The organism is Lysobacter sp. TAB13 (assembly GCF_052113885.1).
GTDB classification, from domain to species: domain Bacteria; phylum Pseudomonadota; class Gammaproteobacteria; order Xanthomonadales; family Xanthomonadaceae; genus Lysobacter; species Lysobacter gummosus.
In genome coordinates, this window is record NZ_JBFRDR010000035.1 from 23,082 (window position 1) to 36,278 (window position 13,197).

Annotated in this window: 16 protein-coding genes and 1 tRNA gene; 9 read left to right on the forward strand and 8 right to left on the reverse strand. The window is 67.2% G+C overall.

Going from position 1 to position 13,197, the window contains the following annotated elements:
- Positions 1–5 precede the first annotated feature (5 nt).
- From panB to pcnB, 3 genes are all read right to left on the reverse strand, one after another.
- On the reverse strand, positions 6–845 hold the full coding sequence (gene panB / locus AB4Y92_RS24405) for a 3-methyl-2-oxobutanoate hydroxymethyltransferase (protein ID WP_441821978.1): 840 nt from the start codon (positions 843–845) through the stop codon (positions 6–8).
- A 236-nt stretch (positions 846–1,081) separates the two neighbouring features.
- Entirely contained in the window at positions 1,082–1,618 is a 537-nt protein-coding gene (folK, locus tag AB4Y92_RS24410) for a 2-amino-4-hydroxy-6-hydroxymethyldihydropteridine diphosphokinase (protein ID WP_441821979.1), read from the reverse strand.
- 112 nt (positions 1,619–1,730) lie between these two features.
- The gene (pcnB, locus tag AB4Y92_RS24415) at positions 1,731–3,083 is read right to left on the reverse strand and encodes a polynucleotide adenylyltransferase PcnB (protein WP_215060546.1); all 1,353 of its coding nucleotides are present in this window, start codon (positions 3,081–3,083) and stop codon (positions 1,731–1,733) included.
- A 178-nt stretch (positions 3,084–3,261) separates the two neighbouring features.
- Here pcnB and AB4Y92_RS24420 point away from each other — a divergent pair.
- Positions 3,262–3,337, forward strand: a tRNA-Glu gene (locus AB4Y92_RS24420).
- 31 nt (positions 3,338–3,368) lie between these two features.
- Here AB4Y92_RS24420 and AB4Y92_RS24425 read toward each other — a convergent pair.
- Positions 3,369–3,536 (reverse strand): hypothetical protein, encoded by a 168-nt coding sequence (locus AB4Y92_RS24425; RefSeq protein ID WP_441821980.1) that lies wholly within the window; start codon positions 3,534–3,536, stop codon positions 3,369–3,371.
- A 119-nt stretch (positions 3,537–3,655) separates the two neighbouring features.
- Here AB4Y92_RS24425 and fdxA point away from each other — a divergent pair, with 119 nt between their 5' ends.
- The gene (gene fdxA / locus AB4Y92_RS24430) at positions 3,656–3,979 is read left to right on the forward strand and encodes a ferredoxin FdxA (protein WP_441821981.1); all 324 of its coding nucleotides are present in this window, start codon (positions 3,656–3,658) and stop codon (positions 3,977–3,979) included.
- 264 nt (positions 3,980–4,243) lie between these two features.
- On the opposite strand, the gene AB4Y92_RS24435 is transcribed toward fdxA, so the two are convergent.
- Positions 4,244–4,858 carry a hypothetical protein gene (locus tag AB4Y92_RS24435; protein WP_441821982.1) on the reverse strand — a complete coding sequence of 205 codons (615 nt, stop codon included), beginning with the start codon at positions 4,856–4,858 and terminating at the stop codon, positions 4,244–4,246.
- A gap of 144 nt (positions 4,859–5,002) precedes the next feature.
- Between AB4Y92_RS24435 and AB4Y92_RS24440 the strand changes: the two genes are divergently transcribed.
- From AB4Y92_RS24440 to AB4Y92_RS24450, 3 genes are all read left to right on the forward strand, one after another.
- Entirely contained in the window at positions 5,003–6,115 is a 1,113-nt protein-coding gene (locus tag AB4Y92_RS24440) for a C2 family cysteine protease (protein WP_441821983.1), read from the forward strand.
- A gap of 128 nt (positions 6,116–6,243) precedes the next feature.
- Positions 6,244–6,618: a hypothetical protein gene (locus tag AB4Y92_RS24445; RefSeq protein ID WP_441821984.1), complete on the forward strand. Its 375-nt coding sequence runs from the start codon at positions 6,244–6,246 to the stop codon at positions 6,616–6,618.
- Between the two features lie 194 nt (positions 6,619–6,812).
- The gene (locus AB4Y92_RS24450) at positions 6,813–7,442 is read left to right on the forward strand and encodes a hypothetical protein (RefSeq protein ID WP_441821985.1); all 630 of its coding nucleotides are present in this window, start codon (positions 6,813–6,815) and stop codon (positions 7,440–7,442) included.
- Between the two features lie 255 nt (positions 7,443–7,697).
- Here the strand turns inward: AB4Y92_RS24450 and AB4Y92_RS24455 are convergent, their stop codons facing one another.
- Both AB4Y92_RS24455 and dapA read right to left on the reverse strand, forming a co-directional pair.
- Positions 7,698–8,225 carry a hypothetical protein gene (locus AB4Y92_RS24455; protein WP_441821986.1) on the reverse strand — a complete coding sequence of 176 codons (528 nt, stop codon included), beginning with the start codon at positions 8,223–8,225 and terminating at the stop codon, positions 7,698–7,700.
- A gap of 19 nt (positions 8,226–8,244) precedes the next feature.
- Positions 8,245–9,150, reverse strand: coding sequence for a 4-hydroxy-tetrahydrodipicolinate synthase (gene dapA, locus AB4Y92_RS24460; protein WP_441821987.1), 906 nt, complete (start codon positions 9,148–9,150; stop codon positions 8,245–8,247).
- Positions 9,151–9,347: 197 nt separating this feature from the next.
- Between dapA and AB4Y92_RS24465 the strand changes: the two genes are divergently transcribed.
- The 4 genes from AB4Y92_RS24465 (at position 9,348) to AB4Y92_RS24480 (ending at position 12,722) form a co-directional block, all read left to right on the forward strand.
- Positions 9,348–9,983, forward strand: a complete 636-nt coding sequence (locus AB4Y92_RS24465) for a glycine cleavage system protein R (RefSeq protein WP_215060560.1) — start codon at positions 9,348–9,350, stop codon at positions 9,981–9,983.
- Between the two features lie 2 nt (positions 9,984–9,985).
- Positions 9,986–10,471: a peroxiredoxin gene (locus tag AB4Y92_RS24470; protein WP_441821988.1), complete on the forward strand. Its 486-nt coding sequence runs from the start codon at positions 9,986–9,988 to the stop codon at positions 10,469–10,471.
- A gap of 177 nt (positions 10,472–10,648) precedes the next feature.
- Positions 10,649–12,046 carry a PhoH family protein gene (locus AB4Y92_RS24475; protein ID WP_441821989.1) on the forward strand — a complete coding sequence of 466 codons (1,398 nt, stop codon included), beginning with the start codon at positions 10,649–10,651 and terminating at the stop codon, positions 12,044–12,046.
- Positions 12,047–12,050: 4 nt separating this feature from the next.
- Positions 12,051–12,722, forward strand: coding sequence for a YoaK family protein (locus tag AB4Y92_RS24480; RefSeq protein ID WP_441821990.1), 672 nt, complete (start codon positions 12,051–12,053; stop codon positions 12,720–12,722).
- A gap of 67 nt (positions 12,723–12,789) precedes the next feature.
- Here AB4Y92_RS24480 and AB4Y92_RS24485 read toward each other — a convergent pair.
- A partial coding sequence (locus AB4Y92_RS24485; protein WP_441821991.1) for a hypothetical protein occupies positions 12,790–13,197 on the reverse strand: 408 nt, incomplete at its 5' end.

A 13,197-nucleotide genomic window follows, 5' to 3' on the forward strand; every position in this document is an offset into this window, starting at 1 on the left:
GAGCATCAGTCGTAAGAGTGCGAGGCGTCGGGGAAGGCGCCGCTGCGCACCGCGTCGGCGAAGGTGCGGAACGCGCCTTCGACCGAGCCGCCCTCGGCGAGGAAATCCTTCACGAACTTGGGCCGGCGATGGCCCGAATTGACGCCGAGCAGATCGTGCAGCACCAGCACCTGGCCGTCGCAATGCGGGCCGGCGCCGATGCCGATGGTCGGAATGGCCAGGTCGGCGGTGATCGCCGCGGCCAGGCCGGTCGGCACGCATTCCAGCACGATCATCGCGGCGCCGGCCTCGGCCACCGCGCGCGCGTCGCCGCGCAGCTTGGCCGCGGTGGCGTCGTCGCGGCCCTGCAGCTTGTAGCCGCCCAGGCGCAGCACCGACTGCGGGGTCAGGCCCAGATGCGCGCAGACCGGAATCTCGCGCTCGACCAGGAAGCGGATCACCTCCAGCTTATGCCCGGCGCCTTCCAGCTTGACCATCGCCGCGCCGGCCTGCAGCAAGGCGGTGGAGGCGACCAGCGCGCGCTCGGGCGTGGCGTCGGACTGGAACGGCAGGTCGGCGATCAGCAGCGCCTTGGACAGGCCGCGGGCGACGCAGGCGGTGTGATAGGCGATATCGGCCGTGGTCACCGGCAAGGTGCTGTTGTGGCCCTGCACGACCATGCCCAGCGAGTCGCCGACCAGTACCAGGTCGGTGCCGGCGGCATCCATGGTGCGGGCGAAGCCGGCGTCGTAGGCGGTCAACATGACCAGCTTGCGGCCGTCGCGCTTGGCGTCGGCGAGCATGGGCACGGTCCAGGCTTTGCGTTTTTCGGAAGCGGTGGCGTCGGTCGGAGCCGAGGTGTACATGGGCGATTCGTCCGGTGGCGACGGACGTCGTGGGGAGAGCGCCATAACTTAGCAGGTCGACGACGGCGCGCGACCCTCGCCGGCGCAACGCGGTCGGGCCAACTGGGGATTGCGTCGCGGTCCGCTCGCCGCGCCGTGCGCGATCCCGCGCGGCTTGTTGCGAAGCTTGCCGGGCCGCTGTGCCCGGTCGGGCCGCAGGCTGCCGATCGATCGCCGCCGCGAAGTCTCGCGAACCGTTATCGCTCGAAGCGATCGTCCGAACCGACCGCCTGAATCTGGCCGGCATCGATACCGGCCAGCGCCTGGCGCGCCAAACCGATGCCCGGAATCCGCGCGTCCGGCGCGATCTCCACCAGCGGCACCAGCGCGAACGCGCGCTCGTGCAGATGCGGGTGCGGCACGTGCAGGCCCGGCTCGGCGATGACCGCCTCGGCGTACAGCAGCAAGTCCAGGTCCAGCGTGCGCGGGCCCCAGCGGTCGCTGCCGTCGGCGCGGCGCGAACGCCCCGCGTCGCGCTCGATCTCCAGCATCGCCGCCAACAGCTCGCGCGCCGTCAGCGCGGTGTCGAGCATCGCCACGGCGTTGAGGAAATCGGGTTGATCGGTCTGGCCCCAGGCCGGCGTGCGATACAGCTTCGACGCTCGCGACAGCCGTGTGCGCGGCAGCGCGTCGAGCGCGCGCAAGGCCGCGCGCAGGACCGCGGCGCTGTCGCCGAGATTGCTGCCCAGACCGACGAAGGCGACGGTCGCAGGATCGCTGGAAAGAGCCGGCATGCGTTTGGCGCAGGAAGGGAAAGACGGGTGAAGGCGACGACGCGGGCCTCAGGCGGATTCGCCGCCTGCGCCCGATGCACTCGCCCGGATGAGCTTGGAAACAGCGGCCGGGTTACTCCGCGACCGGCGCTCCGCGACGGCGGCGACGACGCTTGCGCGGCGCGCGGCCGTCGCCTTCCTCGCCCTCTTCGCCGGCCGAGGCCTGCGACTGCGCTTCCTGCTGAGCGAGCAACTCATTCGGATGCGCCTGCGCCTCGCGCCAGAACTCGACATCGCTGGCGTGTTCGTCCGACGCGGCCATGCGCAGGGCCAGGAAATCGAACGCGGCACGGAAACGCGGATGCGACAGCAGACGGAACACGCGCTTGCGCTGGCGCTGCTGGAAACGCGACTGCAGCAGCCAGATTTCCTGCATCGGCAGCGAGAAACGCCGCGGCAGGGCGATGGTCGAAAGCTGATGCAGGGTGACGCGGTCGGCGGCGCGGCGCTGCGCTTCGGCGGTGTGCACGCCCTGCGCCTGCAGGCCCATCAGATCGCGGCAGTACGCCGGCCACAGCAGCAGGGCGAACAGGAACGCCGGCGATACCGGCTCATCCGCGGCCACGCGCGCATCGGTGCCCTTGAGCCCTTCCAGCACCATGCGCCGCAATGCGCCGCTGCGATTGGACTTGAGCGCCGCGGCGCTTTCCGGCAGCAACGCCGACAACAGGCCGTAGCGCTCCAGGCCGAGGAAGCTTTCCACGGCGTGGCCGGACAGGAACAGCTTCAAGCATTCTTCGAACAAACGCGCCGGCGCGGCATCGGCCAGCAACGGCGCCAGGTGCGGGATCGGCGCGGCGGTCGCCGCTTCGATCTCGAAGCCCAGCTTGGCCGCCAGGCGCACCGCGCGCAGCATGCGCACCGGGTCTTCGCGATAACGGGTTTCCGGATCGCCGATCAGGCGCATCAGACGGTTCTGCACGTCCTCGAAGCCGCCGGTGTAGTCGCGCACCGAGAAGTCCTCGACCGCGTAGTACAGCGCGTTGGCGGTGAAGTCGCGGCGCACCGCGTCGTCCTCGATGCTGCCGTAGACGTTGTCGCGCACCAGCCGGCCGCCGGTGTCGGTCTCGCGATCGCCGCTGCCGTCGTCGCTGTTGGCGCGGAAGGTGGCGACCTCGATGATCTCGCGGCCGTAGACCACGTGCGCCAGGCGGAAGCGGCGGCCGATCAGGCGGCAGTTGCGGAACAGCCCCTTCACCTGTTCGGGCGTGGCGTCGGTGGCGACGTCGAAATCCTTCGGATGGCCGCCGACCAGGATGTCGCGGACCGCGCCTCCGACCAGATAGGCGCCGAAGCCGCTGTCGCGCAGCCGGTACAGCACGCGCAGCGCGTTGGGACTGATCTCCTTGCGCGATACGTTGTGCTGGTCGCGCGGAATCACCCGCAAGGAGGTCTGAGGAGTAAGTGAGGAATTGTCGGCTTGCATCGAGCGCGGGCGCGCCGCCTTCTAGAAGTTTCGTGGGTCCAACCGTTGCCCGAGGCTACGGCGGCGCATATACTAGCAGGCCGCATAGGATTGAGAGTCCATGCGGTCCGCCCAAGCCGCCTTCCATCGGTCTGCAGGTCTCGCAGACCCGGCTCGCGCCCGGCGGGAAGTACAACCTGCTCCCTTCGTCTAGAGGCCTAGGACGTGGCCCTCTCAAGGCTAAAACACGGGTTCGAATCCCGTAGGGAGCGCCAAACACGCGATCGTGTCGCTGAAAAAGCCCGCTCAGACAGCGGGCTTTTTCTTTGCGTGAACAGCCGGCGGCCGGACCGTCGCGCGCGCGGACTGCGCGGCGCGGGCGGCACCGGCGCGGGCCGATTCGCGCGAAAATCCCGCTCCGGCGGTTTTCGCGCGGGCGCCCGGACAAACCTGTCCGAACAGTTCCATTTTCATCGTTACCCGCTTCGCAGCTTCGCAATCGACCCGATGGCGTCGTGGGCGAGCGCGATGCGAGTGGCTACACTATCGCCCGCCCGGCCTGCTTGTACCGGACCACATTCCAGGACCCAGCCATGCCTTTCGTCGTCACCGAGAACTGCGTCAAGTGCAAGTACACCGATTGCGTCGAGGTGTGCCCGGTGGACTGCTTCCATGAAGGCCCGAACTTTCTCGTGATCGACCCGGACGAGTGCATCGACTGCACCTTGTGCGAGCCCGAGTGCCCGATCAACGCGATCTACCCGGAAGACGACGTGCCCGCCGGCCAGGAGCCGTTCGTCGCACTCAATGCCGAACTGGCCAAGGCCTGGCCGGTGATCACCACCCGCAAGGAAGCCCTGGCCGACGCCAAGGAATGGGAAGGCAAGCCGGGCAAGATCGATCTGATCGAGCGCTGAGGCGATCACTCAAAGCCGCAACGGGCTCGTCATTTCCGCGAACGCGGGCTCCGCTTTACTTCGGCGGAGCCGAACATCCGGAGACTTCAGCACCATCTCTCCAGACCGTCATTCCCGCGAACGCGGGAATCCAGGGCCTTTCGTGCGAGAACGCTTGTAGTCGCGGGATGTTCGGCTCCGCCGAAGTAAAGCGGAGCCCGCATTCGCGAGAATGACGAGCAAAAAACAGGCCTGCAAGCTCTTAAGCGCTCGGCCGCGCCGCGCTCAACGCGGCTTCTCGTTCGGATACCGCTGGATCAGCACGTAATCGCCCTTGCTGCCCCAGCGCGGCGCGTCCTTGTCCAACTGCACACACGGCGTACCCGCGCACGAGGTGATGCCCACGCGCGCATACGCCTCGGCCAGCTCGGCGCGCACCTGCGCCGCCGCGGCACGATCGCTCGCCTGCTGGTACTGCCGATACTGGAAATGCAGCAGCACCGCCCCGCCGATCACCAGCAGCGCCATCGCGCCGGCGACCGCGGCATAGGCGGCAATCACCGCCTTGCGCGTGCCCGAGGCGACCGCCTGCTGCGACTTCGCCAACTGCTCGCTGGCCCCGCCCAGCCTCGCCGAAGCGCTCGCTACCACCCGTTCGTACTGCTCGGCGCCCTGCCCCAGGCTGGAATCGAGCCCTTGCTGGATCAGTTGCGCGACCCGCGTCCCGGTGCTGTCGAGCACCTGGCCCAGATCGCCGCGGACCCGCGCCAGCGCCTGCTCCAGCAGTTGCACCGCCTGCTGCTGCTCCTGCACCGCCGCATCCGAGCGGCGTTCCAGGGTTTCGGCCAGCAACGCCAGGCGCTTGGCTGTCTCAACCAGCGTCGAGAATTCTGCTTCCATCGGTCTGTCCCTGGCTCGGCGGGCAAAAGCTGGCCGGATTATCGGCCATCGGCCGTCCCTACTGTGCAGCAACGCAGCTTGCCCCACCCCGGGGGCCGCGCTAGATTCGCCCGGACTAATCAGCACCAAGGAAGGAACCAGGCCATGGCCATCGCGCAAGAAACCTCCCCCGCTCCGCCGGCCGACGCGCGCCGCTTCACCGACAAGACCCTGTACGGTCCCGGCGGCCATCCCAGCTCTTCCGACATCGAGCAGAACTCGCTCGGCGACTGCTACTTCGTCTCGCCCTTGGGCTCGATGGCGCAGCAACAGCCGCAGCGGCTCGAAAACGCGATCAAGTACAACGCCGACAAGGGCACCTTCACGGTCACCTTCTACAAGGAAGAGAGCACCGGTTTCCTCGGCCTGGGCGATAAAGAGGTCAAGCCGGTCAAGATCGAAGTAAGCCAGGGCGAGCTGGAGGGCAACCTTTCCCGCCGCGGCGGCAGCACGGTGGACGGGCATCCGGGCCGCGACGGTCCGATCTGGCCGGCGGTCATGGAAACCGCCTACGCCAAAATGCACGACAGCAATCCGAAGGACGGCCTGCAAGAGGGCTACGACAAGACCGCGCACGGCGGCTGGCCGGCCGATGCGCTGTTCACCCTGACCGGCGTGCACGGCCAGACCGTGAGCAATTCGGACTTCGACGACATGGGCATGGAGAAGGCTTACAAGAAGCTCGACACCGCGCTCAAGGAACACCGCCCGGTGACCCTGGCGACCAAGTCCGAAGACACGCACTGGTTCCGCGACGACGCGCCCAAGGACGGCCTGGTCAATCGCCACGCTTTCATGGTCGAGCGCGTGTACAAGGACGAGCACGGCGAGGTGATGCTGCAGGTACGCAATCCCTGGGGCCACAACAACCGCGTGGACGAAGGCCGCGACACGCCCAACGCCAGCATTTCGGTCAAGCTCAAGGACATCGTCGACGGCGGCGGCCTGAACAAGATCGACATCGGCCCTTCGCCGTCGCAGCACCCGGACATCAAGAAGGTTGCCAGCGCCGAAACCGGCGATCGCCATCTCGACGCCATGCTCGCCAGCCTGGACAACCCGGCGGCGATGAAGCAGTCGATGCGCGATCTGGCTGCCTCGCCCGACGGCCAGCAGTTCGCCGCCAACGGCCGCAGCCAGCTGCAGGAGCAGCCCACCGTTGCCGCCCCGCAGCCGGAAGAGGCCGCGCCGGCGCGCGCGCCGACGATGCGCGCCTGAGCGCGCATCGCGCCGCCACGACTTATGGAGTTCGCGGCATGACCGGCTTCAGATCGAGCTTGATCAAAATCATCGTGACGACCCTGCTGCTTTGCTGCGCGGGTTGCACCTTCGCAAAGGACTCATCCATGTTGTTAGACAAGATTCCGCACAACTCCGCCGACACCCCGCTCACCCCGGACCAACACGGCGAGCAGCAGGCCGCGTTGGAAAACGCCCTGACCCAGTTGTGGCACGGCCAGTACCGCATCGTCGCCAAGCGCTTTTTCCTCTACAAGGACCAGCCGCAGTGGGTGGTGCTGGACAGCTCCACCGGCAATCACATCCAGGACAAGCTCGGCGGCAAGCGCGAATTCCAGAAGACCGGCGCGGCCGGTTTCGACGGCGTGAGCGTGTGGAAGATCGGCATGCTGAGCCCGGACCGCGTGGCGGTGGCGATGGGCTACGACCGCCTGCCCGACGGCAGCGCGGTGTACGGTTATTTCGAGGTCGAGAAGGAATAAGTCGCCAGCGCCACACGCACGCGCCGCGCCGGCCGCCACAGGCCGCGCGGCGCCGGATCGGCGGCCGGGCTTTGCCTGCGCGGCCGTCTCGGCGAAAGTTCCGCGATCTCGCCTCCGGGTGTCCGCGCGCGGCGCGGAAAGGTTCATCCGCAGGCACCTAGACTCGGCCGCGAGCCCTTTCCGGTCGCCGTCCCATGTCCAAACTCCTGCCCTTCGGCCTGCTGCTGACGCTGTGCCTGACCCCGGCCGTGACCGGCGCCCAGCATCGCGGTTTCGATCTGTCGCAACTGGATCTGTCGCAGTTGGATCTGTCGCAACTGGACCCGGCCGCGATCATGGCCAGCGCCAACGACACGGTGATGCGCGCGCCCGACGGGCGCATCGACGAATTGTTCCAGGCCCTGCACCAGGCCTCGCGCACGCCGCGCGACGCCAGCACGCTGTGCGGCCTGTTCGACCCGCAGGCCGATCGCAGCGGGCAGGCGCTGATGGCCGCCGCGCAAAGTCTGGCGCCGCAAAGCCGCCAGCGCTTCAGCGAAGCGCTGATCAATATCGCCGCGACCGGATTGCAGAACCCGCGCCAGGCCTACGACCCGGCGGCGGCGAAGCAGAGTCTGAAATCCGCCGGCACCCAGGCCATGCTGCTGCACGACGGCTTCGCCGCCGGCCTGAACGCCGACGGCAGTGACGAAGCCGGACGCCAGGCGCGCTGCCGCTCGTTCGGCTGGCTGCTCGACGCGCTCAAGGATCTGCCGCTGCCGCAGCGCGCCGCGGCGACCCGGTTGATGTTGAACGAAGGGCTGTCGCGGCTGGCGTCGAACTGAGCCGAACGGGTTTGCCGGTCGGCGCCAAGGCGTTGCCGCTCAGACATCGGACGCTGCTGGCGGCGCGCTGCATTCGCACATAACGCGTGATCGCTGACGATATGACTCTGCAGGCACGGGCACGAAATCCATAAACACCAGCGCCCGCCGCCTCGCGCCAATCCCCATACCAACAACGAAAACGGGCGCCAGCGGCGCCCGTTTTCACAATCCTGCACGCCGCCGGCCTGAGCCGGCGACCCGCCAAAGCGTCGATCAACGCCCGCCGAGCGCGCTCTTGAGGCTGGCGATCAGCTTGGCCGGCGCCGGGCCGGTGGCCGGCAGGCCGCGCGGATCGACCGCCGACACCGCGGAGCCGGCTTCCACCGTGCTGACGCGGACCAGGAAGTTGCTGCCTTCATAGCTGACGTCGAACGCGCCCAGCAGCTGCGCGCGGCTGGAGACGGTCAGGCCTTCGACCTTGGCCAGCGCATCGCCGACCTTGGTGAAGGTGTCGTCGCGATTGCCGCTGACGGTGAAACCGTTCGCGGACGAGGCCGGAGCGGCCTGGGTCGGGCGCGCGGCGGCCTGGCCGGAGGCGGTGGCCGAACCGGCGGCGGGCATCGCCATGGCGCCGTCGGTGCGCGGCTGGTCCAGGTCCGGCGGTACTTCCAGCGGACGGTTTTCCGGCGCCTGGGCATAGAGCTTGTTGCCCTTGCGGAACCAGCTGCAGCCCGAGGTGGCGATTACGGCCAGCAAAACACCGGCGACGACCGAACGGGACAGAGAAACATTGGAACGCATGAGCATCTCCTGCAGGGGTTCAGGCCGCGAGCGTGTCGCGGCAGAGGTGTTCGAGTTCAACGACCAGCGCGGCGGACTGCCGCGCGGCTTCGTGATGGATGGCCGACAGCGGCTGCAACGGCAGACGCAGGCCGTGGCCGATGCCTTGCGCCGCCAGCAGCGCCTTGACCGGAATCGGATTGGGTTCCAGGGCGAGAAAATCGTAGACCGGGCGCAGACGCGCGTCCCAGCCCTCGGCTTCGCCGCGACGGCCGCCGCGGGCCAGATCGGCCAGACGGCGGAACGCCGCCGGCAGCACGTTGGAGCCGACCGAAATGATGCCGTCGGCGCCGGCCAGGATGGCCCGGCACGCGGTCGGATCGTCGCCGCTGAGCACGGCGAAGTCGTCCGACTTGAACGCCAGCAGATCGCTCATGCGCTGCGGATCGGCGACCGCCTCCTTGATGCCGACGATGCGCCGATGCCCGGCGAGCGCGCCCACCGTTTCCGGCAGCAGATCGCCGCCGGTGCGGCCGGGCACGTTGTACAGCACGATTGGCAGCGCGTCGTCGGCGGCGATGGCGCGGTAATGCGCGAGCAATCCGGCCTGGGTCGGACGCACGTAAGGCGGGGTCACCACCAGCGCCGCGTCGGCGCCCAGGGCGGCCACGCGGCGGGTGAGTTCGATGGTTTTGGCGGTATTGGACAGACCGGTGCCGGCCAGCACCGGAATCCGCCCGGCGACGAATTCGACCGCGCTGCGCAGCAACAGATCGTATTCGGCGTCGAACAGCGCGGCCGCTTCGCCGGTGGAGCCCGCGACCACGACCGCCTGGGTGCCGCCTTGCAACTGCAGCGCCAGCAGCGCGTGCCAGGCGTCCAGATCGATTTCGCCCGACGCGGTGAACGGCGTCGCCAGCGCGGTGATGCTGCCGGAAAGTCGCAAGTGAGGACCTATCTGAGTGAAAGGCCGCTTCCGCGCATAGGCGGAGCGGACGGGGGCCGAAAACCTGAAACGAACTATGGACGCAAACGCAGGGCGGACCTGGGTTGCGGCGAAAGCGGGCGCCTGGGCACGAAACCGTGCCGGCGCGCCGCCATACACCCGCCGATGTTACTTGCGGCGCGAAAGCGCGGGCAAGTATGCTGCTTCACAGCGCGGCCCGGGCCCGGGCCGCCGTTCATTTCCGAGCCTTACGCTCCCTTGCAGGCGCCGCCTTGACCGATTCCGCTTCCCGGCCGTCGCCGAACGAAAACCACCTCCTGATCAACGCCTATACGACGCATCCGGAGTCGCCGCTGTTGTCGGTGACCCGCCGGATCGCCGATTCGGGCTGCAATCTGGTCGATGCGCGCCTGTCCACGGTCGGCCGCGACGTCTCGGTCACCGCGCTGGCGGTGGGCTCCTGGGACGCGGTCGCCAAGCTGGAAGCCATGCTCACGCGCCTGGAGCGCGAGGAAGGCCTCAAGCTGGTCTGGTACCGCACCGGCGCCAAGCAGGTGCAGTCCAATCTGCTGCCCTACATCGTCGAAGTGGTGGCCGCGGACAAGCCCGGCATCTTGTTCCAGCTGGCGGATTTCTTCGACCGCCAGGGCATCACCATCGAAAGCCTGCACTGCTCGCGCTACCGCGCGATGCAGACCGGCGCGGATATGTTCTCCGCCCAGATCACGATCGGCGTACCCTCGAGCATGCACATCGCCGCCCTGCGCGACGATTTCCTGGAGTTCTGCGACCATCTGAACCTGGACGCCATCATGGACCCGATGAAGTTCTGACTATGCTCGATACCGGCGATCGCGCCTACGGCGGCAAAGCTCCCACCCTCGAACTGGCCCTGTCCAGCGGGGACACCGTCAAGATGAAGGACTACGCCGGCGGCTGGCTGGTGCTGTACTTCTATCCCAAGGACAGCACGCCCGGCTGCACCACCGAGGGCCTGGACTTCAATGCGCTGCTGCCCAAGTTCAAGAAACTCGGCGCCACGGTGCTGGGCGTGTCCCGCGATTCGATCAAGTCGCACCAGAATTTCTGCGCCAAGCAGGGCTTCAAGTTCGACCTGATCAGCGACAAGGACGAAACCTTGTGCAACGCCTTCGGCGTGATCAAGGAAAAAAGCCTGTACGGCCGCAAATACATGGGCATCGAACGCAGCACTTTCCTGATCGACCCGAAGGGCGTCATCGTGCAGTCATGGCGTCCGGTGAAAGTCGCCGGGCATGCCCAGGCCGTCCTCGATTCGCTCAAAACCCATTCTGGCCAGTAAGCGCGCCAGAGGAAGCCACCACTCAGTGAGCCCCCTGATTCCCACGATCGCACGCCGTCCCGCCCCGCGGGCCACGGCGGCGCTGCCGTGCGCGATCGCAGCAGCCATCCGCCCCCTAGCGGTACGCAGCACTTTTCCCCCGGCGTCGCCCGACGCCTATCTCCAGCGGAGCTGTCGATGACAAGAAGCAAGCGCATCTATGTGCTGGATACCAACGTGCTGATGCACGATCCCACCGCGCTGTTCAAATTCCAGGAACACGATGTCTACCTGCCGATGCAGGTGATCGAGGAACTCGACAACGGCAAGAAAGGCACCTCCGAGGCGAGCCGCAACGCGCGGCAGGTCAGCCGTTTCCTCAACGAGCTGATCGAGATCGAGGGCACCGACAAGATCAGCACCGGCATTACTCTCAACCGGCCGCAAGGCCTGCAGCTGCGCGGCGCGCAGAGCATCGGCAAGCTGCGTTTCCAGACTGGCTCGTTCGACGCGGGCAAGCGTTTCAGCGCGGTGATTCCGGACAACCAGATCCTCGGCGCGATCCTGGCGTTGCAGGAGCAGGAACCCGGCGTGCCGGTGGTGTTCGTGTCCAAGGACATCAACCTGCGCATCAAGGCATCGATCGCCGGGATCGTGTCGGAAGACTACGAAAACGATCGCGCGCTCGACGATTTCAGCCTGCTCTACACCGGCGCGACCGCGCTGCCGGACGATTTCTGGCAGATCCACGGCAAGGACCTCAAGTCCTGGACCGAGAAGGGCCGCACCTACTACGAAATCAACCGCGCGCAGGACGACGACTGGTATCCGAACCAGTTCCTGTACCTGCCCGGCGACGACGAGTCCGAGCTCAAGGTCACCAAGGTCGGCGAAGAGCGCGTGACCCTGCAGATCGTGGACGATTTCCGTCATAACCAGCACGCCGTGTGGGGCATCATCGCGCGCAACCGCGAGCAGAACTTCGCCCTCAACGCGTTGATGGACCCGGAGATCGACTTCGTCACCCTGCTCGGCACCGCCGGCACCGGCAAGACCTTGCTCGCGCTCGCCGCGGGCCTGGCGCAGACCATGGATCAGCAGCGTTATCGCGAGATCATCATGACCCGCGCGACGGTCAGCGTCGGCGAGGACATCGGCTTCCTGCCGGGCACGGAGGAAGAGAAGATGACCCCGTGGATGGGCGCGTTGACCGACAACCTGGAAGTGCTGACCCACAACCAGGACGGCGGCGCCTGGGGCCGCGCGGCGACCAACGACCTGCTGGCCTCGCGCATCAAGATCCGCTCGATGAACTTCATGCGCGGACGCACGTTCCTGAGCCGCTGGCTGATTCTGGACGAGGCGCAGAACCTGACGCCGAAGCAGATGAAGACCTTGATCACCCGCGCCGGCCCCGGCACGAAGATCGTGTGTCTGGGCAACGTGGAGCAGATCGATACGCCGTATCTGACCGAGACGACCTCGGGCCTGACCTATGCGGTGGATCGCTTCAAGGGCTGGGCGCACAGCGCGCACGTGACCTTGCGGCGCGGCGAACGCTCGCGGTTGGCGGACTACGCGTCGGAAGTACTCTGACGCGATGACGCAACGGTTGGCCACGTGGGTCTGGGTCGGCGCTGCCGCCCTCGCCTGCGTGGCCGGCATGGTCAACGTGGTGGGCTTCCTGGGTTTCGAGCACCAGGCCATCACCCATCTGACCGGCACGACCACTCTGCTCGGCGCCGCGGTGATCGACGGCGATCTGCGCGCGGTCGGGCATCTGCTCGGCGTCATCGGCGCCTTCGTCGGCGGCGCGGTGCTGAGCGGATTGATCATCCAGGACAGCACCTTGCGCCTGGGCCGCCGCTACGGCGTCGCCTTGGCGATCGAGGCCTTGCTGCTGCTCGCATCGGTGCCGCTGTTCGAGCGCCGCTGGCTGGCCGGCGCGCTGTTCGCCGCGGCCGCCTGCGGCTTGCAGAACGCGATGGCGACCACCTACAGCGGCGCGCTGATCCGCACCACTCATCTCAGCGGCCTGTTCACCGACCTCGGCATCACCCTGGGCCACGCCTTGCGCGGGCTGCCGGTCGCGCGACGGCGTCTGGCGTTGTGTTCACTGATCATCGTGTGGTTCCTGATCGGATCGCTGGCCGGCGCCGCGCTGTTCAAATACGCGGCCTATCGGGCGCTGTACGTGCCGGCCGCGCTGACCGGCCTGACCGGCATCGCCTACATGTTGTATCGCCTGCGGCAACGCGACGTTTCCGTCTGACAGATGCCGCAGGGCTGGTCGGCTTTGCGCGGCTATGTCGTGGTGCGGTTTCTTCCGCTTCGCTTCGCTACCCGATCTTGTCTCGTGATGAGCGTTTGCGATTAGCGGGTTGCGCACGGCAAGCGCTTGGGTTTGCTTCGATCGATCCGATTGGCGCTGCTGCGATGCGAATCGGGCAGTGTTGCTTTTTCGCCGACCAGAATTCACTGCTGTTGCTGTTGCTGTTGCTGTTGCTGTTGCCGAGATTTTGCTTCGACTTCGCTTTGCTGTGCGCTTCGGCTTTGTTGTTGCTGTTGCTGGGCGCAGCGTGTAACTCGCGAGACCAGGGACACCCGAAGGGCGGCGCACATGGACGTGCGCCGGGTGCCACCTTGGGCAGGATGCCCAATGTGGCACCTGCCTGCGTCGGCATCGCACTCGTGGCTTTTGACTCGAAACAGCCAAAGCGTTTTCTTTGGTTACTTTCTTTGTCGCT

Bases quoted from the DNA above. Each gene is read 5' to 3' on its own strand.
- panB (WP_441821978.1), bottom strand. From the start codon at position 845: ATGTACACCTCGGCTCCGACCGACGCCACCGCTTCCGAAAAACGCAAA.
- folK (WP_441821979.1), bottom strand. From the start codon at position 1,618: ATGCCGGCTCTTTCCAGCGATCCTGCGACCGTCGCCTTCGTCGGTCTG.
- pcnB (WP_215060546.1), bottom strand. From the start codon at position 3,083: ATGCAAGCCGACAATTCCTCACTTACTCCTCAGACCTCCTTGCGGGTG.
- AB4Y92_RS24425 (WP_441821980.1), bottom strand. From the start codon at position 3,536: ATGAAAATGGAACTGTTCGGACAGGTTTGTCCGGGCGCCCGCGCGAAA.
- fdxA (WP_441821981.1), top strand. From the start codon at position 3,656: ATGCCTTTCGTCGTCACCGAGAACTGCGTCAAGTGCAAGTACACCGAT.
- AB4Y92_RS24435 (WP_441821982.1), bottom strand. From the start codon at position 4,858: ATGGAAGCAGAATTCTCGACGCTGGTTGAGACAGCCAAGCGCCTGGCG.
- AB4Y92_RS24440 (WP_441821983.1), top strand. From the start codon at position 5,003: ATGGCCATCGCGCAAGAAACCTCCCCCGCTCCGCCGGCCGACGCGCGC.
- AB4Y92_RS24445 (WP_441821984.1), top strand. From the start codon at position 6,244: ATGTTGTTAGACAAGATTCCGCACAACTCCGCCGACACCCCGCTCACC.
- AB4Y92_RS24450 (WP_441821985.1), top strand. From the start codon at position 6,813: ATGTCCAAACTCCTGCCCTTCGGCCTGCTGCTGACGCTGTGCCTGACC.
- AB4Y92_RS24455 (WP_441821986.1), bottom strand. From the start codon at position 8,225: ATGCGTTCCAATGTTTCTCTGTCCCGTTCGGTCGTCGCCGGTGTTTTG.
- AB4Y92_RS24465 (WP_215060560.1), top strand. From the start codon at position 9,348: ATGCTGCTTCACAGCGCGGCCCGGGCCCGGGCCGCCGTTCATTTCCGA.
- AB4Y92_RS24470 (WP_441821988.1), top strand. From the start codon at position 9,986: ATGCTCGATACCGGCGATCGCGCCTACGGCGGCAAAGCTCCCACCCTC.
- AB4Y92_RS24475 (WP_441821989.1), top strand. From the start codon at position 10,649: ATGACAAGAAGCAAGCGCATCTATGTGCTGGATACCAACGTGCTGATG.
- AB4Y92_RS24480 (WP_441821990.1), top strand. From the start codon at position 12,051: ATGACGCAACGGTTGGCCACGTGGGTCTGGGTCGGCGCTGCCGCCCTC.